Genomic DNA, 25,124 nt, shown 5'->3' with positions numbered 1-25,124 from the left:
TGCCTGGGCGGCACAGCGGCGTCGGCGACTCGGCAGGGCACCCCGCGATTGCCCGCCCGTGAGCTCCGGAAAACACGGATTGCCCATGACCATCACGTTTTGCCGGAAGCGACACTGCGGCCGCACGGGTCCCGAGTCACCCCTCGCGGCGCGACGACGTGCGTGTGCGGACGCGGTCCGGGTACTCGCCCGGCGGAATCGGACGCGTACGCGACGGGAGGTCGCATGGTCACCGATCACCGGGCGTCGGCACGGGGCGAGCGGGCAGCCGCGCCGAGGGGGGCCGCCCCTCCGGACCCCGACGTTGCGGCCCTGGAGGCCGCACTGCGCCGCGAGGTGGACGGGGAGGTGCGTTTCGACGCCGGGAGCCGCGGGGCGTACGCGACGGACGCGTCGAACTACCGGCAGGTCCCGATCGGCGTCGTCGTGCCGCATGACATCGACGCGGGCGTCGCGGCGGTCGAGGTGTGCGCGCGGTTCGGCGCCCCGGTGCTGTCGCGCGGCGGCGGCACCAGCCTCGGCGGGCAGTGCACCAACACCGCGGTCGTCATCGACTGGACGAAGTACTGCCACGACCTGGTGTCGGTGGAGCCGGCGCGGGCCCGGTGCGTCGTGGAGCCCGGCATCGTGCTGGACGAGCTCAACCGGTGCCTCGCCCCCTACGGGCTGATGTTCGGCCCCAAGCCGGCCACGCACAGCCACTGCACGCTCGGCGGCATGATCGGCAACAACTCGTGCGGGGGCACCGCGCAGGCGTACGGCAAGACGGTCGACAACGTCCGGCGGCTGGAGATCCTGACCTACGACGGGACCCGCTGCTGGGTCGGCCCCACCGACCAGGAGACCTTCGACGCGATCGTGCGCGGCGGCGGGCCGCGTGCGGAGCTGTACGCGGGGCTGCGCGGGCTCGTCGACCGGTATCTCGGGGACATCCGCGTCGGCTTCCCCGAGCTTCCCCGCCGGGTCTCCGGCTACAACCTGGACTCGCTGCTCCCGGAGAACGGCTTCGACCTCGCCCGCGCGCTCGTGGGCAGCGAGGGCACCCTGGTCACCGTCCTGCGCGCGGAACTCGAGCTCGTCCCGGTGCCGGAGGCCGAGGCCATCGTCGTCATCGGGTACGACGACATCTGCGCGGCCGCCGACGACGTGCCCCGGCTGCTGGCGCACAGCGCGCCGGCCCAACTGGAGGCGCTCGACGGGCGGATGGCGCAGCTGATGCGCGAGGAGCACGCCCATCTCGACTCACTCGAGCGCTTCCCCGAGGGGGAGAGCTGGCTGCTGGTCCAGTTCACCGGCGACAGCGACCAGGACGTCGAGGCTCAAGGGCACGCTCTGCTGCGGGCGTTGGGGCGCAGCGAGCAGGATCCGACGGTCGCGTTCTCCGACGATCCCGAGCGCGAGCATCTGCTGCTGCGGGCGCGCGAGGCGGGTCTCGGCGTGACGGCGCGGCCGCCGGACGAGCGCGAGACGTGGGAAGGCTGGGAGGACTCGGCCGTCCCGCCGGAGCGGCTGGGCGCGTATCTGCGTGATCTGCGGGGGCTGTTCACCGAGTTCGGCTACGACCGGCCCTCGCTGTACGGCCACTTCGGCCAGGGGTGCGTGCACACGCGGATCCCGTTCGACCTGAAGAGCGCCGAAGGGGTCGCGGACTTCCGGGAGTTCCTCTTCCGCGCCGCCGATCTCGTGGTCTCCTACGGTGGTTCGCTGTCGGGCGAGCACGGTGACGGGCAGGCGCGCGGCGAGCTGCTGCCGCGGATGTTCGGTGAGCGTCTGGTCACCGCCTTCGGCGAGGTCAAGGCGCTGTTCGATCCGCACGACCGGATGAACCCCGGCAAGGTCGTCGCCCCGCACCGCACCGACGACGACCTGCGGCTCGGCCCGGCCTGGCGCCCTCAGGGCAGCGACACGCGGTTCGGCTTCCCGGACGACGGCGGCTCCTTCACCGACGCGGTGATGCGCTGTGTCGGTGTCGGCAACTGCCGTGCGCACACGGGCGGCGTGATGTGCCCCTCGTACCGGGCCACGAACGAGGAGGAGCATTCGACGCGGGGGCGGGCGAGGCTGTTGTTCGAGATGCTCGGCGGCCACCCGGACTCCCCCGTGACGGGCGGCTGGCGCTCCACCGAGGTGCGGGACGCCCTCGATCTGTGCCTGGCCTGCAAGGGCTGCAAGTCCGACTGCCCGGCCGGGGTGGACATGGCCACCTACAAGGCCGAGTTCCTGTCCCACCACTACGCCGGCCGGCTGCGCCCTGCCGCGCACTACTCCCTGGGCTGGCTGCCGCTGTGGGCCCGCGCCTCGCGGCTCGCCCCGGGGCTGGTGAACGCGGCCCTGCGCGCACCGGTCCTCGCCCCCCTGGGCAAGCGGCTGGCCGGGGTCGCCGGTCAGCGTCAGGCGCCGGAGTTCGCGCGGCGGTCCTTCGTACAGGAGTGGCGGGGGCGCGCCGGGCCCGATCCGGACCCGGTCGACGACCGTACGGTCCTGCTGTGGCCCGACACGTTCACCAACTACTTCCGTCCCTCGGTGGCCCGTTCTGCGGTACGGCTGCTGGAGGACGCCGGATTCCGTGTCGCCGTGCCTGCCACCCCGCTGTGCTGCGGCCTGACCTGGATCTCCACCGGTCAACTCGCCGTCGCTCAGCGTGTGTTGCGCCGTACGCTGCACAAGCTTCGGCCCTGGCTCGAGGCCGGGGTGCCCGTCGTGGGCCTGGAGCCGTCGTGCACGGCGGTCTTCCGCTCGGACGCCGCCGAGCTGCTCCCGGACGACCAGGACACCCACCGGCTCGCCCGGCAGTGCCGCACGCTCGCCGAGTTCCTCGTCGGCGACACCCCTGACGAGTGGCGGCCGCCCCACGTGGGCGGGCGGGCGACGGTGCAGACGCACTGCCACCAGCACGCGGTGATGAAGTTCGACGCCGACCGCGAACTCATGCGCCGGGCGGGCATCGAGGCGGACGTCCTCGACGAGGGCTGCTGCGGGCTGGCCGGCGACTTCGGCTTCGAGCGCGAGCACTACGACCTGTCGATGGCCGTCGGCGAACTGGGCGTCCTGCCCGCCGTCCGCCGTACCCCGCCGGACGCCCAGGTGATCGCGGACGGGTTCAGCTGCCGTACGCAGATCGAGCAGGGCCGCACCGGCCGCCGGCCCCTGCACCTCGCGGAGGTCCTGGCCGGCGCCCTCGACCGCCCCGAACCCACCGGCACGCCCGGTGACGCCGACCGAACCACGATCTGACGAAGGGGAGTACTCACAGATGAAGGTGTCCGACTACATCCTCCAGCGGTTGCGCGAATGGGATGTCACCCATGTCTTCGGCTACCCGGGCGACGGCATCAACGGCCTGCTGGCCGCCTGGGGACGGGCGGACAACAAGCCCGAGTTCATCCAGTCCCGGCACGAGGAGATGTCCGCGTTCGAGGCCGTCGGCTACGCCAAGTTCTCCGGGCGGCCGGGCGTGTGCGCGGCGACGTCGGGGCCCGGCGCCATCCATCTCCTCAACGGCCTGTACGACGCCAAACTGGACCACGTCCCCGTGGTGGCGATCGTCGGCCAGACCAACCGCAGTGCCATGGGCGGCTCCTACCAGCAGGAAGTCGACCTGCTGAGCCTGTACAAGGACGTCGCGAGCGCCTACTGCGAGATGGTCACCGTCCCCGAGCAGCTCCCGAACGTCCTCGACCGGGCCATGCGCACCGCACAGGCCCAGCGCACCGTCACCGCGGTCATCGTCCCGGCGGACGTGCAGGAGCTGGACTACTCGCCGCCGGAGCACGCGTTCAAGATGGTGCCCTCCAGCCTGGGCCCCGTGCACTCCGCGCCCGTCCCGGCCGAGCAGGACCTCGACGAGGCGGCCCGGATCCTGAACGAGGGCAGGAAGGTCGCCATCCTCATCGGGCAGGGGGCCCGGGGCGCCCAGGCCGAGGTCCGCGAACTCGCCGACAAGCTCGGCGCGGGCGTCGCCAAGGCCCTCCTGGGCAAGGACGCCCTCCCCGACGACCTGCCGTACGTGACGGGCGCCATCGGGCTGCTCGGCACCCGGCCGTCGTACGAGATGATGCGGGACTGCGACACCCTGCTGGTCATCGGATCCAGCTTCCCCTACACCCAGTTCCTGCCGGAGTTCGGCCAGGCGCGGGCCGTGCAGATCGACATCGACCCGTTCATGGTGGGGCTGCGCTATCCGTTCAACGTGAACCTCGTCGGCGACGCCAGGCAGACGCTCGACCGGCTGCTGCCGAAGGTGCGGGAGAAGGACCACGGGTCCTGGCGGGAGAAGATCGAGAAGGACACAGCCCGCTGGTGGGAGGTCATGGAGCGCCGGGCGGAGGTCGAGGCGGACCCCGTCAACCCGGAGTACGTCGTGCACGCGGTGGACGCGCTGCTGCCCGACGACGTGATCCTGGCCGCCGACTCGGGCTCGGCCGCGAACTGGTACGCCCGTCATGTGCGGATGCGCGGCTCGATGCGCGGCTCGCTCTCCGGCACGCTCGCCACGATGGGGCCGGGGGTGCCCTACCTCATCGGCGCCAAGTTCGCCCGCCCGGACCGGCCCTGTGTCGCGATCGTGGGCGACGGCGCGATGCAGATGAACGGCATGGCCGAGCTGATCACCATCGCCAAGTACTACCGGGACTGGGACGACCCCCGGTTCGTCGTCGCCGTCCTCAACAACCAGGACCTGAACCAGGTCACCTGGGAGATGCGCGCGATGGAAGGCGCCCCGCAGTTCCTGCCCTCGCAGTCCATCCCCGACGTGGCCTACGCCGACTTCGCCCGCTCGATCGGCCTGGGCGGCATCCGGGTGGAGAAGCCGCAGGACGTGGAGGCGGCCTGGCGCACGGCGCTGGAGTCGGACCGGCCCGTCGTCATCGACTTCCTGACCGACCCGGCGGTCCCGCCCATCCCGCCGCACGCCTCCCTGGACCAGATCGAGGCGGCCGCGCTGTCCGTCCTGAAGGGCGACTCCGACCGCGCCTCGATGATCCGGCAGGGCTTCAAGGCCAAGGTCCAGGAGTTCCTCCCCCGGCGCCGTTCATGACGGCAGCGCTGCCGACGGATCCAACGGTGACGGCGCTCGGCGCGGCCGCCTACACCGTCCCCACGGACGCGCCCGAGGCGGACGGCACCCTCGGCTGGGACGAGACCACGCTGGTCCTGGTGACGGCGGCGAGCGACGGCGTGACCGGCATCGGCTGGACCTACGGCTCACCGGCGACCGCCGACGTCGTCACCCGGCATCTCGCCGGGGTCGTCGAGGGCCGCCGCGCGTGGGACGTCCCGGCGATGAACGAGGCGATGAGCCGGGCGGTGCGCAACACGGGCCGCCCGGGGCTCGTCGCCGGCGCGGTCTCCGCGGTCGACATCGCCCTGTGGGACCTCAAGGCCCGGCTGCTCGGCCTCCCGCTGGTCCGGCTGCTCGGCGCGTGCTCCTGCGAGGTGCCGGTGTACGGCAGCGGCGGGTTCACGACGTACGACGACGAGCGGCTGGAGCGGCAACTGCGCGGCTGGACGCAGGACGAGGGGATCCCGCGCGTGAAGATCAAGATCGGGGAGTCCTGGGGCGCCGACGAGCGCCGGGACCTGGAACGAGTCGCACGGGCCCGCGCCGCCATCGGGGACGACGCTGAGCTGTACGTCGACGCGAACGGGGCGTACGGCCGGGGGCAGGCGGTTCGCGTCGGCCGGCGGCTCGCCGAGCACGAGGTCACCTGGTTCGAGGAGCCGGTCTCCTCCGACGACCTGACGGGGCTGGCGCAGACACGCGCCGCGCTGCCGATGGACGTCACGGCGGGCGAGTACGGCTACACCCTGGCCTACTTCGGGCACATGGTGGGCGAGCAGGCGGTGGACTGCCTCCAGGCCGATGTCACCCGGTGCGGCGGGATCACGGTGTGGCTGCGTGCCGCCGCCCTGGCCGAGTCCGCGGGGCTCGCCGTCTCCGGCCACTGCGCCCCGCACGTCCACGCGCACGCGGCGGCCGCCGTCCCCAACCTCCGCCATCTCGAATGGTTCCACGATCACGTACGCGTCGAGCGGCTGCTGTTCACCGGCGCCCTCGATCCCCGCGGCGGAACCATCCGTCCGGGAGCCGACGCGTCGGCGGGACACGGGCTGGACCTGCGCACGGCACGAGCGGAGGAATACCGCTCCGCTTGACAGGATGGGCGCCCGCGGAAGGAGCACACGAGCCGTGGCTGTCTACGTCTATTCCATCGTCGGCGAGGACCATCCGGTCCGCCTCGACGCCGTACGGGGTCCCGGCGCGCCGCCTCTCGGCCGGCTCCGCACGATCAAGACCGGCGCGCTGTGCGCGATCGTGGGCGACGCTCCCCTGGATCCGCGTCCCGCCGCACGGAACCTGGCCGCCTACCGGGAGGTGCAGCAGCACCTTCTGGCGGGCGGGACCGTGCTGCCGCTCCGGTTCGGGTTCCGCGCGGCGGACGACGCGGAGGTACGCGTCGTGCTGGAGCGGGACTGCGAGACGTACGCACGCAAGCTCCGGTCGGTGGCGGGGTGCGCCGAGTACCGGCTGGAGGTGGCGCAGGACGAGGTGGCCGCCGGACTGGAGCACGCCCCGCACCGGGCGCTGGCCACCGGTGTGGTCGAGGCGTTCCGGCCGTTCACCCGGGAGCGGAACCCGCTGGAGGCCACCGGCGACCGGATCCTGAGCGTCGCGTTCCTCGTGCCGTACGACCAGGAGGAACTGTTCCTCGCGACCGAGCTGAGTCTGGCCCACCAGATGGGGGACGACGTCCGCTTCCGGCTCGAGGGACCGATGCCGCCGTACGACTTCGTATAGCGGCCCCTCGCAGCCGGGCGGGTCGTCCGCCCCTGGTGGGCCAGGGTGGGCGGGCTCGACGCGTCCTCACATGTTCCTGCGGATCCTGCCCTTCATCTCCTCGGTCTTGCCCTTGGCCTCTTCCGTCGTGCCGCGTGCCTTCTGGCCCGCCTCGCCGGCCGTCTGACGGGTCTTGCCCGCGATACGGTCGCCGGCGCCCTTGGCGCGCATCTCCTCGTCACCGGTGACGCGTCCGACGGCTTCCTTGGCCTTGCCCTTGATCTCCTGGGCCTTGCCCCGGATCTTCTTTCCCTGGTCAGTCACGTGGATCAGCTCCTCGGAGAGGAATTCCCGCTCTTGTCACGCCCTCCGGTTACCTCGGCCGGAGGGTCTGAAACCGGCGTCGTCGGCCCGGCTCACCACGGCTTGAGGACCGCCTTGATCATGCCGTCGCGCTTGGCCTGGAACATCTCGTACGCCTCGGGGCCCCGCTCCAGCGGCATCGTGTGGGTCGCGAAGCCGTCGACGTCGAGGGGGTCCTCGTCGGTCAGCAGCGGCAGGATGTCGTCCACCCAGCGGCGGACGTTGGCCTGCCCCATGCGGAGCTGGATCTGCTTGTCGAACAGCGTCAGCATCGGCAGCGGGTCCGCCATGCCGCCGTACACGCCGGAGAGCGAGATCGTGCCGCCCCGGCGGACCGTGTCGATCGCGGTGCGCAGCGCGCCGAGCCGGTCGAGGCCCGCCTGCTCCATGAGGCGCTGCGCGAGTGCCTTGGGCAGCATGCCCGTGACCCGCTGCACCGCCTCGACGACGGGGGCGCCGTGCGCCTCCATGCCGACGGCGTCGATGACGGCGTCGGGTCCGCGGCCGTCGGTCAGGTCACGGATCGCGTCGGGCAGATCGTCCTCGTACTCGCGCAGGTCAAAGGTCGTCGCCCCGTGCTCGGCGGCCCGCGCGAGCCGTTCGGGGACGAGGTCGACGCCTATCACCTGGCCGGCCCCGCGGTGCCGGGCGACGCGGCAGGCCATCTCGCCGATGGGGCCGAGGCCGAGGACCACCACCGAACCGCCGTCGGGCACGTCGGCGTACTCGACCGCCTGCCAGGCCGTGGGCAGTACGTCCGACAGGTACACGAAGCGTTCGTCGGGCGGGCCCTCGGGCACCTTGACCGGGAGCCGGTCGCCGAAGGGCACCCGGACGTACTGGGCCTGGCCGCCGGGGACCTGGCCGTACAGCTTGGTGTAGCCGAACAGCGAGGCGCCCTTGCCGTGCTCCCGCACCTGGGTGGTCTCGCACTGCGAGTGCAGGCCCTGGCCGCACATGTAGCACGCGCCGCAGGACATGTTGAACGGCACCACCACCCGGTCCCCGGCCTGGATCTCGGACACCTCGGGGCCCGTCTCCTCGACGACGCCCATGGCCTCGTGGCCGAGGATGTCCCCGGCTTCGAGGAACGGCCCCAGGACTTCGTACAGATGCAGATCGGACCCGCAGATCCCGGTGGTCGTCACCCGGACGATCACATCGGTCGGATCCCGCAGCTCGGGATCGGGGACCGTGTCCACGCGGACGTCCCTCCTGCCCTGCCAGGTGAGCGCGCGCATGGCCGCCTCCTCAGGATGTCGGTGTCGCGGCTCTCCCCCCAGGTCACCGGGTACCCGGCAGCCCCCGTGTTCACCGGCCGTGCGGCCGCATACGGGCCGGTGCTCCGGGTACCCGCGCGTCGAGGAGACCTCCCACGGAAGGGCGGCTGCCATGAACGACACGGAACGGCATGCGGCAGCAGGAGGCACCGACGGGCTCCGGGTCGTGGTCGTCGGGGCGACCGGCAACGTCGGGACGAGCGTGGTGGAGGCGCTGAGCCGCCATCCCGGGGTGGCGTCGGTCGTCGGCCTGGCCCGCAGGACCCCCGACTGGCAGCCGGAGAAGACGACTTGGGTCGCGGCGGACATCGACCCGGACGGCGACGATCTCGTCCCGCACTTCCGGGGCGCCGACGCGGTCATCCATCTGGCCTGGAAGTTCCAGCCCACCCACGACCCGCTGACGACCTGGCGCACCAATGTGCTGGGCAGCATCCGGGTCTTCGAGGCAGCCGCGGCGGCCGGGGTCCCCGCGCTGGTCCACGCCTCGTCCGTCGGCACCTACGCGCCCGGCCCCAAGGACCGCGCGGTCGACGAGTCCTGGCCGACCCATGGCTGGCCCCAGGCGGCGTACTGCCGCGAAAAGGCTTACCTGGAACGCTACTTGGACGCGTACGAACTGAAGCACCCGGGGATGCGGGTGGTGCGCATGCGCCCGGGCTTCCTGTTCAAGCGGGAGTCGGCGGCGCAGCAGCGCCGGATCTTCGCCGGATCGCTGATCCCGCCGCAGCTGATGCGGCCGCCGTTCGTGCCCGTGGTGCCGGATCTGCCGGGGCTGGTGTTCCAGGCCCTGCACACCGACGATGCCGCCGCCGCGTACGTCGCGGCCGTCATGCGCCCGGTGCGCGGCGCGTTCAACCTCGCCGCCGAGCCGGTCCTGGACCCGGCCCGGCTCTCCGAGATCCTCGAGGCACGCCAACTGCGCGTTCCGCTGCCGCCGGTGCGGGCCGCCCTGTCTGCGGCCTGGCGGCTGCGCCTGGTGCCCGCCTCGCCGGATCTCTTCGACGCCGTGCTGCGGCTGCCGCTGATGGACTCCTCGCGGGCCCGGGACGAACTGGACTGGCAGCCGCGGCACACGGCGGTCGAGGCGCTCCAGGACTTCCTCGACGGGCTCCGCGAGCACGCGGGCATGGACACCGCGCCGCTCGCCGCATAGGCCGTACGCCGACGAGGACGAGGCGCTGCGGGAGGCCGTGATGCCGGAGTTGCCCGACGTCGAGGGCTATCGCGACGTGCTGGACTCCTGCGGGCGCGGCCGCTGCGTGCGGCGCGTCGACGTGCGTGACGCCGGTGTCCTGCGCGGGGTCACCGCGCGGCGGCTGCGCCGGGAGGTGGAGGGGCGGCGGCTCGGCCGGCCCCGGCGCCACGGCAAGCTGCTGATCGCCCCGATCGGCGATCCGCCGTATCTGGTCTGGCACTTCGGGATGACCGGCGAGCTGCTGTGCGCCGGTGCGGAGGACTCCTTCCACGCGCATGACCGCGTCGCCCTGACCCTGGACGACGAACGGCAGCTCCGCTACCGCGACCAGCGCAAGCTCCAGGGCCTGCGGCTCGCCCCGACCGAGGAGGCGGTGGAGCGGATCCTGGCCCGGCTGGGCCCCGACGCCCTCGACTTCGGCCGCGAGGACTTCCTGGAGCTGCTCGCGGGGCGGCGGGGCGTGGTCAAGGGCGTCCTGATGGACCAGTCGCTCATCGCCGGCCTCGGGAACCTGCTCAGCGACGAGATCCTGTGGCGGGCGCGGGTGGATCCCGGCCGTCCGGCCCGGGAACTCGACGAGTCCGAGGCACGCCACGTGTTCACGGCGATGGGCGGCGTCCTCGAAACCTCCGTCCGCGCCGCCCGCGTACCGCCGCGCCGCACCTGGCTCACGGGCCACCGCGACGACCCCGAACCTGCCTGCCCCCGCTGCGGCGCACGTCTGCGCTCGCGCCGCGTCGCGGGCCGCCGCACGGTGTGGTGCGGGCGCTGCCAGCACTGAACCACTGAAGAGCGGGAAGAGCGGGAAGAGCGGCCTCAGCCGGAGGGCTCGTCAGGAACCGGCTGCTCGGGATGCGATGCATCCCGCCCGACCGCGGCGCCCCGCATCTGCTTCGTCCGGGGCCGCCGCCGCGCCGCACCCGGCTCACCGGCCACCGCGACCACCCCGAACCGGCCTGCCCCCGCTGCGGCCCGCATCTGCGCTCGCGCCGCGTCGCCGCCGCAGGGAACCCTGAAGGGCGGGCTCAGTCGGAGGGCTCGTCGGGAAGCGGCTGTTGCGGGTCCACGCCGGCCTGCCGCGGCGCTCCGCGCGGGCCCGCCCCTGCTTCGTCCGGGTCCGGCACGTCGCCCGTGCCGTGGTGATCGGGCGGGCGCCGGTCGTCCGGGCGGGGTTCCCAGCGGTCGTCCCGGTCCTCGTGCGCCTGCTGGTCGGGCAGGTCCCTCGGTACGGGCCGCTCGTGCGCCTGCGGGTCGTGCTTGCTCATGGCTCCTCCTCGTCTCGGGTCCGGGCATCGGGAGTTGTGCGTCATGACGCCCGGGCGTGGCCGCCCGCACCGGCGTGCGCGAGGGCCTCGAGAAGTTCCTCGCGGTTCATGGAGGAGCGGCCGTGGACGTCCGCCTCGGCCGCCAACTCGTACAGTTCGGCCTTGGTCAGCGAGCCGAGGTCGGGTGCGGGAGCGGACCGGGCCCGGGCCTTGCGGGGCGGGGCCGCCTTCTTGGAGCGGGCGCCCTGCTTCGACTTCGCGCGGTCGACGCTGGCCCGCAGGGCGTCCATCAGGTCCACGACGTTCGTGGCCTGCGCGGGCTGCTCGGCCTTCTCGACGGTCTCGCCCTTCTTCTTGGCCTCGATCAGCTCCTCCACCTTCTCGTGGTACGTGTCATGGAAGTCGTCGGGGTCCCAGTCCATGCTCAGCGAGTCGATGAGCTGCTCGGCCATCTTCAGCTCGCGACCGCCCGGTTCGGCCCCCTCCGGAAGGTGGTCCACCTCCTTGTGCGGGTCCCGGATCTCGTCCGCCCAGTGCAGCGTGTGCAGCGTCAGGATCCCGTTCTCCGCCTTCACGGCGACCAGGTACTGCCGGTTGCGCATGACGAACGTGGCGATCCCCGCCTTGCCCGCACGCTCCAGGGCCTTCTCCAGAACGGCGTACACCTTCTCGTACTGCTCGTCCTTGGGGCCCAGGTAGTACGTCCGGTCGAAGAAGACCGGCTCGACGTCCGCCAGGTCGACGAACCCGGTGACCTCCACCTCCCGGGACCGGCCGGGCGCGATGCCGTCCAGTTCGCCGGGCTCGACGATCACGTACTCGTCGCCCGCGTCGAACCCCTTGACGATGTCGTCCGGCGCCACCTCCTCGCCGGTGCGTTCGTTCACGCGCCGGTTGCGCACCCGGTCGGAGGTGCCGCGCTGGAGCTGGTGGAAGCGGATGGTGTGACTGTCCGTCGCCGTGAACAGCTGAACCGGCACGGACACCAGGCCGAAGGTCAGCGCCCCGTTCCAGACGGCACGTGCCATACCGCGGTCACCTCCTCCCGCGTCCGCGCGGGAGACACGAAGGCATCTCCCTCTGTCTGGGTCCCCGGACGCCGGGTACCCAGGGCGGCATGACGCATACGGCCTCCCTCCAACGGCTCAGGCCGAGGCGTGGTGGCGTCGCACGCGCGGCGTACGCCGATAGCGTCGCCGCGGGCCCGCCGAAGGAGGACCATGACCGAAGCCGCAGCACAGGCCGGCGCGACCCGTGCGCCCTATCCCGTGTCATCCTCGCTGGGCCGCAGGCTGGTGAACTGGGCCACGACGACCGACCACAAGGTGATCGGCCGGCTGTACATGGTGACCGCGTTCTGCTTCTTCCTGCTGGGCGGTCTGCTGGCCCTGGCGATGCGCGCCGAACTCGCCCGCCCCGGGCTGCAGTTCGTGAGCGATCACGGCTACAACCAGCTCTTCACGATCCACGGCACGATCATGATGCTGCTCTTCGCGACGCCGATGTTCGCCGGTTTCGCCAACGCGATCATGCCGCTCCAGATCGGCGCCCCGGACGTGGCCTTCCCCCGGCTCAACGCCCTGTCGTACTGGATGTACCTGTTCGGCGGCCTGATGGTGGTCTCCGGCTTCCTGGTGCCGGGCGGCGCGGCCGCCTTCGGCTGGTTCGCGTACGCCCCGCTGAACAGCGCGTACTACTCCCCCGGCGCCGGCGGCGACCTGTGGGTGATGGGACTGGTGGTCACCGGTGTCTCCACCACCCTCGGCGCGGTCAACTTCATCACCACGATCCTGTGTCTGCGCGCACCGGGCCTGACGATGTTCCGGATGCCGATCTTCACCTGGAACGTGCTCTTCACGTCGATCCTGGTGCTGCCGGCCTTCCCCGTGCTCACGGCGGCGCTGCTCGCGCTGGAGGCGGACCGCAAGTTCGGCGCCCACGTCTTCGACGCGGCCAACGGCGGGGCGATCCTGTGGCAGCACATGTTCTGGTTCTTCGGGCATCCGGAGGTCTACATCGTCGCGCTGCCGTTCTTCGGCATCATCTCGGAGATCATTCCGGTGTTCTCCCGCAAGCCGCTCTTCGGCTACCTGCCGATGATCGGCGCGACGATCGCCATCACCATGCTCTCCGCCGTGGTGTGGGCCCATCACATGTTCGCCACCGGCGCGGTGCTGCTGCCGTTCTTCTCCGTGATGTCGTTCCTGATCGCGGTGCCGACGGGGATCAAGTTCTTCGCCTGGATCGGCACCATGCACCGCGGCTCCCTGTCGTTCGAGACGCCGATGCTGTGGGCGCTGGGCTTTCTGATGTCGTTCCTGCTCGGCGGGCTGAGCGGGGTGCTCATCGCCTCGCCGCCGCTGGACTTCCATCTCACCGACTCGTACTTCATCGTGGCGCACCTGCACTACGTCCTGTTCGGCACGGTCGTGTTCGCGATGTTCGCCGGGTTCTACTTCTGGTGGCCGAAGTTCACCGGCCGGTTCCTCGACGAGCGCCTCGGCAAGCTCCAGTTCTGGCTGCTGTTCCCGGCGTTCCAGCTGACCTTCCTGGTCCAGCACTGGCTGGGCGAGGAGGGCATGCCCCGCCGGTACTCCGACTATCTGCCCGCCGACGGCTTCACCCTGCTCAACGCACTGTCGTCGCTCGGGGCGTTCCTGCTCGGCGTCTCCACCCTGCCGTTCCTGTACAACGTCTGGTACTCGGCCCGCCACGGACGGCGCGCCGACACGGACGACCCGTGGGGGTACGGGCGCGGTCTGGAGTGGGCCACCTCCTGCCCGCCGCCCCGGCACAACTTCGTGGCGCTGCCCCGGGTGCGCTCGGAGGCCCCGGCGTTCGATCTGCATCACCCCGAGGCGCGGCAGGAGGGGCTGCGGTGAAGGCGGAGGCGCTGCTCTTCGGGGGTGTGGCCGTCTTCTTCGGCGGCTGCGGCGCGCTCTACGGCGTGTGGTCGGGGGATCCGGCCGGCACGGCGGCGCTCGTCGTGGCGTTCGGCATGGCCGCGCTGGTGTCCTTCTTCTGCGCCACCCAGTACGTCCGCCGCGGCCAGCGCCCGCAGGACCGTACGGACGCCGAGGTGGCCGACGCGGCCGGGCCGCTGGAGTTCTTCCCGCCGCACAGCCGCTGGCCGGTGATCACCGCGTTCGGTTCCGCCGTCACGGCGACCGGCGTGGTCTACGGGCTGTGGCTGTTCCTCATCGGGGCCGGTCTTCTGGGCCTGGGGATCTTCGGGCTGGTCTTCCAGTACGTCGATCGGGGCTCCGGTCAGGAGGACTGAGCGGGGCGCGCGGGGCGCCGGGCCGGAACGACGTGACCGGACGGTGGCCGCTCTCGTAGCCGCCGGCCACGGTCTGCCGTACCTCGCCGGTCTCCTCGCCCTCGGTCAGCCGCTCGTGCTCCGCGTTCATGAGGGCGCGGCACACGGCGCGGGTGACCAGGAAGGCGACGACCGGGGCCACGATCAGGGCGACCCGCAGCACCCAGGTCAGGGTGTCGAGCGAGATCCGGAAGGCCAGCGCCGCGATGTCGTTCGCGCCGGCCAGCAGCAGCACGGCGTAGAAGGTGAGGCCCGCGACGCCGAGGCCGGTGCGCGCGGGCCGCTCGCGGGGCCGGTCGCACAGGTGCTGCTCCTGCGCGCCCTCCCCGGTCAGCCGCTGTTCGACGAAGGGATACATGTACAGCGCGAGGAAGAACAGTCCGGGCAGGACGACGGCCGGCAGCAGGACGTTCCACATGAGGGTGTGCCCCCACAGGTTCGTCTCCCACGGCGGTACGAGCCGCAGCGCGCCCTCCAGGAAGCCGACGTACCAGTCGGGCTGGGACCCGGTCGACACCAGGTCCGGCCGGTAGGGACCGAAGACCCACACCGGGTTGATCTGCGCGATCCCGCCGAGGACGGCCAGCACGCCGGCGACGGTGAAGGACAGCCCCATGGACGACGCCATGAACTGCGGGAAGAGCGGCTTGCCGAGCACGTTGGTCCGCGCGCGGCCCGGCCCTCGCCATTGAGTGTGCTTCAGGTAGAAGACGAGGATCAGGTGCACCGTGACAAGAGCGATCAGCACCCCGGGGAGCAGCAGGATGTGCAGGCTGTACAGCCGCGGGATGATGTCGCCGCCGGGGAACTCGCCGCCGAACACGAAGAAGGCGGCGTACGTCCCCACCACCGGGAGGGACAGCATGATGCCCTGGGCGATGCGCAGCCCGGTGCCGGAGAGCAGGTCGTCCGGGAGCGAGTAGCCGGCGAAGCCCTCGGCCAGGGCGAGGACGAAGAGCGTGACGCCGATGACCCAGTTGACCTCGCGCGGCCTGCGGAAGGCGCCCGTGAAGAAGATCCGCAGCAGGTGCAGCCCGATCGCGCCGAGGAAGACGAGCGCGGCCCAGTGGTGCATCTGCCGGATCAGCAGCCCGCCGCGCACGTCGAAGCTGATCCTCAGGGTGGAGTCGAAGGCCTCCGAGACGAGCACCCCTTGCAGCGGCATGTAGGGCCCGTCGTAGGCGACCTCCTGCATCCCGGGCTCGAAGAACAGCGTCAGCCACACGCCCGTCAGCACCAGGACGATCAGGCTGTACAGGGCCAGCTCACCCAGCAGGAAGGACCAGTGCTCGGGGAAGGCCTTGCGCAGCAGTTGTCCGCCCTTGTCGAGGGGCAGCCGCGCGTCGAACGCGTCCGCGACCCGCTCCCCCGCGCGGCGGGGCGCCGTCACGTCGCTTCCACGACGGCGCGGCGGACTGTTCCCGGGCACGGCAGGACACGGCTCACGGGAGTCCCCTTCCGCCGCCGCAGCCCCGGGTAACGGGTGCCCGGCGCGAAGCACTCGCGCGGCGCGGGCCCGGCACCCGATCGGCCGATGTAGTGGAATATTCAACCATCGGGTTCCGTTGCAGACCTCGAAGGAGGTCATCAGTGGAGACTCAAGTGGACACGACGTACTACGACCACGGCACACCGACGGAGCGCTGGGAGCGCGCGCAGCAGTTCTTCGACGCCAAGGACTACGCGAGCGCGGCGCGGGTGCTGGTCGGGCTGGTCGAGGAGGTGCCGGAGCAGACCGGACCGCGTCTGCTGCTGGCGCGCTCCTACTACCACTCGGCCCAACTGCGGCGCGCCGAGGCGGAGTTGCGCCGGATCGTGGAGCGCGACCCGGTGGAACACTACGCCCGCCTCATGCTGGGCCGCACGCTGGAACGGCAGGCCCGGCACGAGGAGGCGGCGTCCCATCTGCGGATCGCGTCGGCCCTCGCCGGGGACTTCGCCGAGCACTGAGGCCGAGCAGGAGATCGAGCGCTGAGGTCGGGCGCGGAGGCCGAGCACGGAGGCCGAGCGCGGAGGTCGAGCGCTGAGATCGAGCGCTGAGATCGAGCGCGGAGGCCGAGCACGGGGGCCGAGCGCTGAATACGGCGCCGGGGCGGCGCGTTTCGCGTCAGCTGCGGTACGCCTCCAGCAGCCGCAGCCACACCTCGCTGATCGTCGGGAACGACGGGACCGCGTGCCACAGCCGGCCGATCGGGACCTGCCCGGCGACGGCGACGGTGGCCGAGTGGATCAGCTCGCCCACGCCGGGCCCGGCGAAGGTGACCCCGAGCAGCGTCTCGTCGTCCAGGTCGACGACCATGCGGGCGCGGCCCTGGTAGCCGTCGGCGTAGAGGTTCGCGCCGGCGACCGACGAGAATCCGATGTCGACGGCGCGGACGCGGTGGCCGGCGCGTTCCGCCTCCGCCAGGGAGAGGCCGACGGCGGCGGCCTCGGGGTCGGTGAAGACGACCTGGGGGACGGCGTGGTGGTCGGCGGTCGCGGCGTGCGGGCCCCAGGGTGACTCCTGGACCGGGGCGCCGGAGGCGCGTGCGGCGATGGTGTCGCCCGCGATACGGGCCTGGTACTTGCCCATGTGAGTGAGCAGGGCATGGTGGTTGACGTCTCCGACGGCGTACAGCCAGTCGCTGCCGGTCACGCGCATGCTGTCGTCGACCGGGAGCCAGGTGCCCGGTTCCAGGCCGACGGTGTCGAGGCCGAGGTCGTCGGTGCGCGGGGCGCGGCCGGTGGCGAACAGGATCTCGTCGGCCTCGATGCGCTCGCCGTGGTCGGTGACCACGACGACGGTGCCGTTCTCGCGGGTCACCGACTCCACGGTCGTACCGGTACGGACGTCCGCCCCGGCCTCCGTGAGGGACTCGGCGACCAGCTCGCCGGCGAAGGGCTCCATGCGGGGCAGCAGGCCCTTGCCGCGGACCAGCATGGTCACCTGGGAGCCCAGGGCCTGCCAGGCGGTGGCCATCTCGGTGGCGACCACGCCGCCGCCCACCACGATCAGCCGCCCGGGGACTTCCTGCGCGCTGGTGGCCTCCCGGCTGGTCCAGGGCTTGACCCCGTCCAGTCCTGGCAGGTCGGGCAGATGCGCGCGGCTGCCGGTGGCGACGACGACGGCCTGCCGGGCGGTGAGGGTAGTCGTCTCGCCGTCGGGCCGGGTCACGACGACCGTGCGCGGTCCGGCGAGGCGGCCGTGACCGCGATAGAGGTCGGCGCCGATGCCGCTCAGCCATTCGGCCTGGCCGTCGTCGTTCCAGTCGCCGGTGAGCTCGTCGCGGTGGGCGAGGACCGCGGCGGCGTCGAGGGGGCCCTGCACGGCCTGGCTCAGGCCCGGGACGCGGCGCGCGTCGGCGCGGGCGATGGCCGGGCGCAGCAGCGCCTTGCTGGGGACGCAGGCCCAGTAGGAGCACTCGCCGCCGACCAGTTCGCTCTCCACGACGGCGGTGGACAGCCCGGCGGCCCGGGTGCGGTCGGCGGCGTTCTCCCCCACGGGACCGCCACCGAGCACCACGACGTCGTACACGGTCGAATCGGTTTCCGTCATGGCCTCAGTCTGGCGGGTGGTGTGCGCTGTGGCCACATGGGTACTTGCGCGGAATACGCACTTGGGCGGCCCTGTTGTGCACAGGGCTCCACCCGACACCAGGAAGAGGTATCGCACATGAGCAGCACCGTTGAGCTCACCAAGGAGAACTTCGACCAGACGGTCGAGGACACCGACTTCCTCCTGATCGACTTCTGGGCGGACTGGTGCGGGCCCTGCAAGCAGTTCGCACCGGTGTACGAGAAGGCTGCCGAGGAGAACCCGGACCTCGTCTTCGGCAAGGTGGACACCGAGGCCCAGCCCGAGCTCGCGGCGGCGTTCGGCATCCAGTCGATCCCGACGCTGATGATCGTCCGCGACAAGGTCGCCGTGTACGCGCAGCCCGGAGCGCTGCCCGAGGCCGCCCTCACGGACGTCATCGACCAGGCCAGGAAGCTGGACATGGACGAGGTCCGCAAGGCGGTCGCCACCCAGCAGTCCCAGGGCGACGGCGAGACCCCGAGCGCGTAGACCTCCCGTCGGCCGTCAACTGGAGTCGCGCTGCACCACCGACACCGCCAGGACCGTGTGGGTCTCGGGCTCGGCGCCGGGATGGTGCACGGCGCGGTCGACGAGTTCGGCGAGCGCGCGGCCAGAGGGCAGCTCGATGTGGATGGTGGCCTACGAGGAGAACTCGGCCGCCGAACTGGCATCCCGCTGACGGGAGTTGGCCCGAGGGGCAGCCCGGTCACCGTTGCGTCCGTGCCGTGCAGCGCCTCGCGTACGCCGTCGAGGCGGGCCGGGAGAAGACGTCCAGGCCGGGCTCCGTGGGGACCACGACGCCGATACGGCGCCTGCCGCGGGCGTGGAGATGCGCCGCCGCGCACCGCCCGACGCCGCCGTGGTCGGTCAGCAGGGCGTGAGCGTCATCGACCCGCTCGGGGCCGAGCGTCACCACGGCCCGGGCTCCGGCCCGTTTGAGGAGCGCGACGCCCTCCGGGCCGAGCCCGGCGCCGGGGACGAGGACGGCGACCGGCCGTGACTCGGCCCAGGCGCGGGCGACTTCGTCGCCCTTCAGGCCGAGGGTGCCGTACTGCACGACCGTGTAGTCGAGCCGGCCGAGGGCGCGCTGGAGTTCGTCGAGGAACCGTCCGTGGAGCGGACCGACCGGTCCCGCCGGGGCGGGCATCACCACCATCCGGCTGTGCCCGGCGCGCAGACGCGGGCGGCGGCGTGCGGCACGTACACGAGTTCCTTCGCGGCGTCGTGCACCCGGCGCCGCGTGAGCCCGCTGATCCGCACCGCGCCGGCGTTGTTGAGGACGTAGGAGACGGTCGCCCGCGAGACACCGGCCAGCCGCGCCACATCGGCACTCGTGGGGACGGAACGCGCCCCGGCCGAGCGCGGGTTCGGTGTCTGCACCATGACGTACGGCGACGTACGGCGTCTTGGCAGAGACCCGGGCCGGTGTGGGCGCCGGAGAGGGTCACTCTCCGTCCGGCGGCTGCGCGGACCGCGTCACCCGCCCCACGAGGTCCAGCCAGCCGGCCTCCAGCCGCTCCAGCGACATCCCGGACTGGCGCGTCAGATGGTGGACCAGGACCGGGTTGAGATAGCCGAGCAGGGTCTGGGCGAGGAGTTCGGTGTCCGCGTCGGGAGCGGCCTGGCGCAGGAGCATGGCCACATGGCTGTGCTGGACGCAGCGCGGGGGCGTGGAGAAGCGGCGGTCGGGGCCCGGCTCGGCGGCCAGTTGCAGTTCCAGTTCGTCCGCCGAGCGGCGCAGCAGCGCGACACCGAACGCGCCCAGCCGCCGCACCGGATCGGCTCCCGGGCCGAGCGGGGGCGGGCCGCTCATGAAGGCGGCCTGGAACTTCTTCTCCGAGTGGTCCAGCAGGGCCATCAGCAGCCCGGTGCGGTCGCCGAAGCGGCGGAAGAGGGTGCCCTTGCCGACCGAGGCCGCGGCGGCCACCGCGTCCATGGTGAGGTGCGCGGCGCCCTGTTCCCTGACCAGCCGGGCGGCGGCCTCCAGCAGCCGGGCGCGGTTGCGGGCGGCGTCGGCGCGCAGGCACGGCTCGTCCTCGCCGGAGCCGACCTCCAGCAGGGGCGGCGCGTCTGCGGGCTCCTGGGGCGTCGGGAAGGGCGGCAGGGCGCTGGACATGAAGTCAGCGTAAAGCATCGGGAACAAAACTGGACCCCGGTCCGGTTACGCTGGTACAACGTTCAACGGACCACGGTCCGGATCGTGCCAGCACTGTTTCAGCACTTTGGAGTCTCCATGTCTGTTCGCATCCTCGCGCTCGTCGGCAGCCTGCGCGCCGGTTCGCACAACCGCCAGCTCGCCGAGGCGGCCGTCAAGCTCGCTCCGGAGGGCGTGGAGGTCGAGGTGTTCGAGGGTCTGGCCGACATCCCCTTCTACAACGAGGACATCGACGTCGAGGGCTCCGTCCCCGCCGCCGCGGCCAAGCTGCGTGAGGCCGCGCAGGCCGCCGACGCGTTCCTGTTCTTCTCGCCCGAGTACAACGGCACCATGCCGGCCGTGCTGAAGAACGCCATCGACTGGCTGTCCCGCCCGTACGGCGCCGGCGCCCTGGTCGGCAAGCCGGCCGCCGCGGTCGGCACCGCCTTCGGCCAGTTCGGCGGCGTGTGGGCGCAGGACGAGGTCCGCAAGGCCGTCGGCGTCGCCGGCGGCAAGGTCCTCGAGGACGTCAAGCTGGCCATCCCCGGCTCGATGACCCGCTTCGCCGAGACCCACCCGGCCGACGACGCCGAGGTCGCCGCCGACCTGGCCGAGGTCGTCGCGCGCCTGCACGGCACGGTGGGCGCCGCCGCCTGACCCGGGCGTACGCGTCAGCCGCAGGGGCCGGAGCTCATCGCGAGCTCCGGCCCCTGCGCACGCGTCGTGGTGAGGACGCCGGCTCAGTTCATGGTAAGGACCATCCGGAAGCGCGCCGCGCCGGACATCATCTTGCGGTACGCCTCGTCGACGTCGCTCAAGGGCACCGTCTCGATCGTCGGACGGATGCCGTGCAGGGCGCTGAACTCCATGGTGTCCTGCACCTCCTGCGCGGTGCCCGAGGCATGGCCGCGGACGACCCTGCCGCGCATGATCAGCTGGAGCGGACTGATCGCCATCGGCTCGGGCGTGGCGCCGATGACCACCAGCTCGCCGCGTGCCGCCAGGCCGTCCACGGTGGAGGAGATGGCCTCCGAGTTGCCGGCGGTGGCCAGGACGACGTCGGCGCCGCCGAGCGCCTGGAGGGCGTCCGCGACGGGGACGCCGCCCGTGCTGTCGATGTAGTGGTGGGCGCCGAGCTGCTTGGCGAAGTCCGCCTTGTCCGCGCCCCGGGCGATGGCCACCGTCTCGAAGCCCATGGCGACCGCGTACTTCACGCCCAGGTGCCCCAGACCGCCGAGGCCGAGCACCGCGACCAGGTCGCCCGGCCGGGCGGAGCTGCTGCGCAGCCCGTTGAACGTGGTCACGCCCGCGCAGGCCATCGGCCCCGCCTCCGTCGCCGCCAGCCCGTCGGGGATCCGGGCCAGGGCGTTCTCCGGCGCGATCATCTTCTGCGCGAAGCCGCCGTCGTACGCCCACCCGGGCACCTGGAGGTGCTCGCACATGATGAAGTCGCCGTCCCGGCAGGGCCGGCAGTACCCGCAGCTGCCGCCGAACCAGCCCACCGCCACCCGGTCGCCGACCTGCCAGCCCTTGTCCTCGGTGCCCTCGCCCAGCTCCTCGATGCGCCCGGCGACCTCGTGCCCGGGCACCTCGGGAAAGCTGATGCCCGGCACCTCGGCGTTCACGAAGAAGGCGTCGCTGTGGCAGATCCCGCACGCCTCCACGGCGATGCGCACATGGCCGGGGCCCGGCCGCGGCACCTCGCGCTCGACGATCTCGAACGCGGCACCGGCCGCGGGCACCTGTGCGACTCGATAGGTACTCATGCGTCCCTCCGGGAACAGGTGTGGAAGCCCCCGCACACCAGCAGACCAGCTCCGCGGCCGGCCCGCACGTTACGTTCGATACACGACACCTTCCTCGTGAGGCCTCGTGAGGACGACGCTCCGGAGGTGCTCCCGCCATGACGTCCGACGACCGCTGCGCGGGCCTCGCCGCGACCGCTCGCGCGCTGGCCGAGGGGGAGGTCGGCTCGCGCGAGCTCGTCGGGCGGACCCTCGCGCGGATCACGGCCGCGCAGGACACGCTGAACGCCTTCAGGATCGTACGGACCGAGGCCGCGCTCGCCGAAGCGGACGCCGCCGATGAGGAGTTGGCGGCCGGGGTCCGGCGGCCGCTGCTCGGGGTGCCGGTGGCGGTGAAGGACGACATCGACGTGGCGGGCGAGCCGACCGCGTTCGGCTGCCGCGGCACCTTCCCTCCGGCGGCCGAGGACGCGGAGGCGGTACGGCGGCTGCGCGCGGCCGGTGCCGTCATCGTCGGCAAGACCCACACCTGCGAGCTGGGGCAGTGGCCGTGCACCGAGGGGCCCGTGTTCGGCGCGACCCGCAATCCATGGAACCTCGCGTACACCCCCGGCGGCTCGTCGGGGGGATCGGCCGCGGCGGTCGCGGCGGGGCTGGTCCCGGCCGCGCTGGGCTCGGACGGCGCCGGATCGGTGCGCATCCCGGCCGCCTGGACGCATCTGGTCGGCATCAAGCCGCAGCGCGGCCGCATCTCCACCTGGCCACGCGCCGACGACTTCCAGGGGATCTCCGTCCACGGCACGCTCGCCCGCACCGTCGCCGACGCCGCCCTGCTCCTGGACGCGGCGAGCGGCAACCACGCCGGCGATCCGTACCGTCCGCCCGCCGTCTCCGCCTCGGACGCCGTGGGCCGTGATCCCGGGCGGCTGCGGATCGCGCTGTCGCTGAAGCCGCCGTTCTCCGCGCTGCCCGCCCGGCTCCGGCCGGAGGTGCGGGCCAGGGTCGTCGAACTCGCCGGGAGGCTGGACGCGTTGGGGCATGACGTCGAGGAGGCCGACCCGCCGTACGGGCGGATCGGCCTGAGCTTCGTACCGCGCGCCACCGTCGGCCTCGCGGAGTGGGTGCGCGACATCCCCGAACCCGCGCTGCTCGACCGGCGCACCCGGGACGCCGCCCGGCTGGGCCGGCTGCTCGACGGGGCGCCGCTGCGGGCCGCCCGGCGCGCGGAGGCGGCGCTGCACCGGCGCTTCGGCGCGTTCTTCTCCTCGTACGACGTCGTCCTCACCCCGACCACCGCCGCTCCTCCCCCACTGATCGGCGCGCTGCTCCCGCTCGGCGGGCTCGCCACCGACCGCGCCATGATCGCCGCCTGTCCGTACGCCTGGCCGTGGAACGTCCTGGGCTGGCCGGCGGTCAACGTGCCCGCCGGGTTCGCCGGCGACGGGCTGCCGGTCGGCGCCCAACTGCTCGGCCCCGCGGGCGGCGAGCCGCTGCTCGTCTCCCTCGCCGCCCGGCTGGAGGCGGAGGTGCGCTGGCACGATCGGTGGCCGGGCGCCGAATCCCCCGCTCTGTGAAGGGAGTCGGCCCGTACCCTGGGCGCATGGACGATGCGTCGATGGTCGGGCTCATGGGGCGGGTCACCGGAACGGTCGGGCCCGGGCTGGTCGGCGAGGTGATCCTCCAAGTACGCGGGGGCGCCGAGCACTTCCTCGCGTACGCCGCCGACGGGCGCGGCCGGATCGAGCGGGGCACGGTGGTCATGGTGCTGGAACACCTGCCGCCGCGCACGGTCTACGTCAGCCCCGCGTACGACAGTTGAGCATGCTCCGCCCCAGGTGAGAGCCGTATGCGTCAAGATTGCAACAAGGATTCGCCGGCGTCTTCTCAGGGCTCCCGCGCAGGAGCACACTCCCTTCGTTCGGTGCCGAAAGGGCACCATGCAAAGGGGGCGTATGCCGATGGCTGTAATCGGCGTCGTTGCGGGGGCGGCGGTTGCCGCCGTTCTCGTACTGATCGGTCTGTTCAAGATGATGTGGCGCGTCGCCGAGCCGAACGAGGCGCTCGTCATCTCCGGCTCCAAGCACCGGACCGAGGGCCTCGGGGAGGGCATGGGATTCCGCATCGTCACCGGTCGCGGCACGCTGGTGCTGCCCGGTGTCCAGGCGGTGCGCAAGCTCTCCCTCGACCTGAACGAGACCGAGTTGTCGGTCGACTGCGTGACGCACCAGGGCATTCCGCTCAAGGTGCGGGGCGTGGTCATCTTCAAGGTGGGCGACGACTTCGTGTCGATCGCCAACGCGTCCCGCCGGTTCCTGGATCAGCAGAAGCTGATGGCGGAGCGGGTGCACAACGTCTTCGCCGGTCATCTCCGCTCCATCGTGGGCGGGTTGACGGTCGAGGACATGATCCGCGACCGGGAGAAGCTGACCGGACAGACCCGGGCGGCCTGCGGTACGGAGATGGAGAAGCTCGGCCTGATCGTCGACTCGCTGCAGATCCACGAGATCGAGGACCCGACCGGGTACATCCAGAACCTGGCGATGCCGCACGCCGCGGCCGTCCAGCGCGACGCACGCATCGCGCAGGCGGAGGCGAACCGTCTCGCCACCGAGGCCGAGCAGCAGTCGTTCGCACGGATGGCCGAGGCCACCCGTGACAGCGAGATCCTCCAGGCCGGCTACCAGGCCGAGCGGGACAAGGCGGGGGCGAAGGCCCGGCAGGCCGGACCGCTCGCCGACGCCGCCGCCCGGCAGGAGGTCGTCGTCCAGGAGACCCGGGTCGCGGAGCTGGAGGCGCACCGCAGGGAGCAGCAGCTCCAGGCGGACGTCCGCAAGCCGGCCGACGCCCGGGCCTACGAGAAGCGGACGCTGGCCGAGGCCGAGCGTGACGCGCGTATCTCGGCGGCCCAGGCCAAGGCCAAGGAGACGGAGCTCGCGGCGGCGGCCGAGGCCACTCGGGTCAAGGCGGCCGCGGGTGCCGAGGCCGAGGCGACCAAGACCCGGGGTGCGGCCATGGCCGCGGCGACCCGGGCCACCGGTGAGGCCGAGGCGGCCGCCGCCCAGGCGAGAGGCCTGGCGGAGGCCGAGGCGACCAAGGCGCAGGGTCTGGCCGAGGCGGAGTCCATCAAGGCGCGGGCCGCGGCCCTCGCCGAGAACCAGGAAGCCGTCGTCGCCCAGCAACTCGCCGAGAACTGGCCGGAGATCGTCCAGGCCGGGGCGTCCGCGTTCGGCAACGTGGACAACATGGTGCTGCTCAACGGCGCCGACGGCATGGCCGAGTTGTTCGCCAAGGCGCTCACGATGGGCGGGACGGGGCTCGGACTGGCCCGTCAGCTGCTCTCCTCGTTGAACGGGCAGAATCCGAGCGGCACTTCGTCTGCCGCTCAGCCCGTGAACGGGGTCGTGGCGTCTCCGCCGTCGCAGCAGGTGCGGGTCGACGACAAGTGACCCGAACCGCCTGAAGTGACCTGATCCGTCTGGTCGGTTG

22 protein-coding genes and 1 pseudogene are annotated in these 25,124 nt (G+C 72.3%); 14 read left to right on the top strand and 9 right to left on the bottom strand.

Annotated features, from left to right (window positions below):
• Positions 1 to 225: 225 nt before the first annotated feature.
• Genes QFZ74_RS28060 through QFZ74_RS28045 form a run of 4 tightly spaced genes read left to right on the top strand, consistent with a single transcriptional unit; the run spans position 226 to position 6,799 of the window.
• Positions 226 to 3,234, top strand: coding sequence for an FAD-binding and (Fe-S)-binding domain-containing protein (locus QFZ74_RS28060; protein ID WP_307623630.1), 3,009 nt, complete (start codon positions 226 to 228; stop codon positions 3,232 to 3,234).
• A gap of 19 nt (positions 3,235 to 3,253) precedes the next feature.
• Positions 3,254 to 5,038: a thiamine pyrophosphate-requiring protein gene (locus QFZ74_RS28055; protein ID WP_307623629.1), complete on the top strand. Its 1,785-nt coding sequence runs from the start codon at positions 3,254 to 3,256 to the stop codon at positions 5,036 to 5,038.
• Positions 5,035 to 6,156 carry an enolase C-terminal domain-like protein gene (locus QFZ74_RS28050; protein ID WP_307623628.1) on the top strand — a complete coding sequence of 374 codons (1,122 nt, stop codon included), beginning with the start codon at positions 5,035 to 5,037 and terminating at the stop codon, positions 6,154 to 6,156. Before QFZ74_RS28055 ends, QFZ74_RS28050 begins: the two co-directional genes overlap by 4 nt.
• Positions 6,157 to 6,190: 34 nt before the next feature.
• Positions 6,191 to 6,799 carry a GvpL/GvpF family gas vesicle protein gene (locus QFZ74_RS28045; RefSeq protein WP_307623627.1) on the top strand — a complete coding sequence of 203 codons (609 nt, stop codon included), beginning with the start codon at positions 6,191 to 6,193 and terminating at the stop codon, positions 6,797 to 6,799.
• A 66-nt stretch (positions 6,800 to 6,865) separates the two neighbouring features.
• Here the strand turns inward: QFZ74_RS28045 and QFZ74_RS28040 are convergent, their stop codons facing one another.
• Together QFZ74_RS28040 and QFZ74_RS28035 are read right to left on the bottom strand one after the other, a co-directional pair.
• Entirely contained in the window at positions 6,866 to 7,102 is a 237-nt protein-coding gene (locus tag QFZ74_RS28040; RefSeq protein WP_307623625.1) for a CsbD family protein, read from the bottom strand.
• A 92-nt stretch (positions 7,103 to 7,194) separates the two neighbouring features.
• Positions 7,195 to 8,382 carry a zinc-dependent alcohol dehydrogenase gene (locus QFZ74_RS28035; protein ID WP_307623624.1) on the bottom strand — a complete coding sequence of 396 codons (1,188 nt, stop codon included), beginning with the start codon at positions 8,380 to 8,382 and terminating at the stop codon, positions 7,195 to 7,197.
• A 151-nt stretch (positions 8,383 to 8,533) separates the two neighbouring features.
• Between QFZ74_RS28035 and QFZ74_RS28030 the strand changes: the two genes are divergently transcribed.
• Both QFZ74_RS28030 and QFZ74_RS28025 read left to right on the top strand, forming a co-directional pair.
• Positions 8,534 to 9,577, top strand: a complete 1,044-nt coding sequence (locus QFZ74_RS28030; RefSeq protein WP_307623623.1) for an NAD-dependent epimerase/dehydratase family protein — start codon at positions 8,534 to 8,536, stop codon at positions 9,575 to 9,577.
• Between the two features lie 40 nt (positions 9,578 to 9,617).
• The gene (locus QFZ74_RS28025; protein ID WP_307623622.1) at positions 9,618 to 10,400 is read left to right on the top strand and encodes an Fpg/Nei family DNA glycosylase; all 783 of its coding nucleotides are present in this window, start codon (positions 9,618 to 9,620) and stop codon (positions 10,398 to 10,400) included.
• A 244-nt stretch (positions 10,401 to 10,644) separates the two neighbouring features.
• Here the strand turns inward: QFZ74_RS28025 and QFZ74_RS28020 are convergent, their stop codons facing one another.
• Positions 10,645 to 10,884 (bottom strand): hypothetical protein, encoded by a 240-nt coding sequence (locus QFZ74_RS28020; RefSeq protein ID WP_307623621.1) that lies wholly within the window; start codon positions 10,882 to 10,884, stop codon positions 10,645 to 10,647.
• A gap of 41 nt (positions 10,885 to 10,925) precedes the next feature.
• A complete protein-coding gene (locus QFZ74_RS28015; protein WP_307623620.1) occupies positions 10,926 to 11,912 on the bottom strand; it encodes a Ku protein in 987 nt (328 codons plus the stop codon).
• A gap of 192 nt (positions 11,913 to 12,104) precedes the next feature.
• Here QFZ74_RS28015 and ctaD point away from each other — a divergent pair, with 192 nt between their 5' ends.
• Together ctaD and QFZ74_RS28005 are read left to right on the top strand one after the other, a co-directional pair.
• Positions 12,105 to 13,766: a cytochrome c oxidase subunit I gene (gene ctaD, locus QFZ74_RS28010; RefSeq protein ID WP_307623619.1), complete on the top strand. Its 1,662-nt coding sequence runs from the start codon at positions 12,105 to 12,107 to the stop codon at positions 13,764 to 13,766.
• Positions 13,763 to 14,164: a cytochrome c oxidase subunit 4 gene (locus tag QFZ74_RS28005; protein WP_307623618.1), complete on the top strand. Its 402-nt coding sequence runs from the start codon at positions 13,763 to 13,765 to the stop codon at positions 14,162 to 14,164. The genes ctaD and QFZ74_RS28005 overlap by 4 nt, the downstream gene beginning before the upstream one ends.
• On the opposite strand, the gene QFZ74_RS28000 is transcribed toward QFZ74_RS28005, so the two are convergent.
• Entirely contained in the window at positions 14,082 to 15,593 is a 1,512-nt protein-coding gene (locus tag QFZ74_RS28000; protein ID WP_307623617.1) for a ubiquinol-cytochrome c reductase cytochrome b subunit, read from the bottom strand. The genes QFZ74_RS28005 and QFZ74_RS28000 overlap by 83 nt on opposite strands.
• Positions 15,594 to 15,805: 212 nt before the next feature.
• Here QFZ74_RS28000 and QFZ74_RS27995 point away from each other — a divergent pair, with 212 nt between their 5' ends.
• On the top strand, positions 15,806 to 16,153 hold the full coding sequence (locus tag QFZ74_RS27995) for a M48 family metallopeptidase (RefSeq protein ID WP_307624304.1): 348 nt from the start codon (positions 15,806 to 15,808) through the stop codon (positions 16,151 to 16,153).
• A gap of 157 nt (positions 16,154 to 16,310) precedes the next feature.
• On the opposite strand, the gene QFZ74_RS27990 is transcribed toward QFZ74_RS27995, so the two are convergent.
• The gene (locus tag QFZ74_RS27990) at positions 16,311 to 17,738 is read right to left on the bottom strand and encodes an NAD(P)/FAD-dependent oxidoreductase (protein ID WP_307623616.1); all 1,428 of its coding nucleotides are present in this window, start codon (positions 17,736 to 17,738) and stop codon (positions 16,311 to 16,313) included.
• A gap of 36 nt (positions 17,739 to 17,774) precedes the next feature.
• On the opposite strand from QFZ74_RS27990, the gene trxA reads away from it, so the two are divergent.
• A complete protein-coding gene (gene trxA / locus QFZ74_RS27985) occupies positions 17,775 to 18,248 on the top strand; it encodes a thioredoxin (RefSeq protein WP_307623615.1) in 474 nt (157 codons plus the stop codon).
• Between the two features lie 15 nt (positions 18,249 to 18,263).
• Here the strand turns inward: trxA and QFZ74_RS27980 are convergent.
• Positions 18,264 to 19,142, bottom strand: a pseudogene (locus QFZ74_RS27980) (LacI family DNA-binding transcriptional regulator).
• Between the two features lie 61 nt (positions 19,143 to 19,203).
• Complete coding sequence (locus QFZ74_RS27975) at positions 19,204 to 19,893, bottom strand: TetR/AcrR family transcriptional regulator (protein WP_307623614.1); 690 nt, start codon at positions 19,891 to 19,893, stop codon at positions 19,204 to 19,206.
• Between the two features lie 99 nt (positions 19,894 to 19,992).
• On the opposite strand from QFZ74_RS27975, the gene QFZ74_RS27970 reads away from it, so the two are divergent.
• Positions 19,993 to 20,550, top strand: coding sequence for an NAD(P)H-dependent oxidoreductase (locus QFZ74_RS27970; protein WP_307623613.1), 558 nt, complete (start codon positions 19,993 to 19,995; stop codon positions 20,548 to 20,550).
• Between the two features lie 83 nt (positions 20,551 to 20,633).
• On the opposite strand, the gene QFZ74_RS27965 is transcribed toward QFZ74_RS27970, so the two are convergent.
• The gene (locus tag QFZ74_RS27965) at positions 20,634 to 21,659 is read right to left on the bottom strand and encodes an alcohol dehydrogenase (protein WP_307623612.1); all 1,026 of its coding nucleotides are present in this window, start codon (positions 21,657 to 21,659) and stop codon (positions 20,634 to 20,636) included.
• A gap of 137 nt (positions 21,660 to 21,796) precedes the next feature.
• Here QFZ74_RS27965 and QFZ74_RS27960 point away from each other — a divergent pair, with 137 nt between their 5' ends.
• From QFZ74_RS27960 to QFZ74_RS27950, 3 genes are all read left to right on the top strand, one after another.
• Entirely contained in the window at positions 21,797 to 23,212 is a 1,416-nt protein-coding gene (locus QFZ74_RS27960) for an amidase (RefSeq protein WP_307623611.1), read from the top strand.
• A gap of 26 nt (positions 23,213 to 23,238) precedes the next feature.
• The gene (locus QFZ74_RS27955) at positions 23,239 to 23,457 is read left to right on the top strand and encodes a hypothetical protein (RefSeq protein WP_307623610.1); all 219 of its coding nucleotides are present in this window, start codon (positions 23,239 to 23,241) and stop codon (positions 23,455 to 23,457) included.
• 133 nt (positions 23,458 to 23,590) lie between these two features.
• The gene (locus tag QFZ74_RS27950) at positions 23,591 to 25,084 is read left to right on the top strand and encodes a flotillin family protein (RefSeq protein ID WP_307623609.1); all 1,494 of its coding nucleotides are present in this window, start codon (positions 23,591 to 23,593) and stop codon (positions 25,082 to 25,084) included.
• The last annotated feature ends 40 nt before the right edge of the window (positions 25,085 to 25,124 follow it).

Origin of the sequence: Streptomyces sp. V3I7, from assembly GCF_030817495.1 — a bacterium.
In the GTDB taxonomy this organism is placed as follows: domain Bacteria; phylum Actinomycetota; class Actinomycetes; order Streptomycetales; family Streptomycetaceae; genus Streptomyces.
The sequence above is the reverse complement of the archived record's forward strand: the minus strand, read 5'-3'. Positions and strand labels throughout refer to the sequence as shown.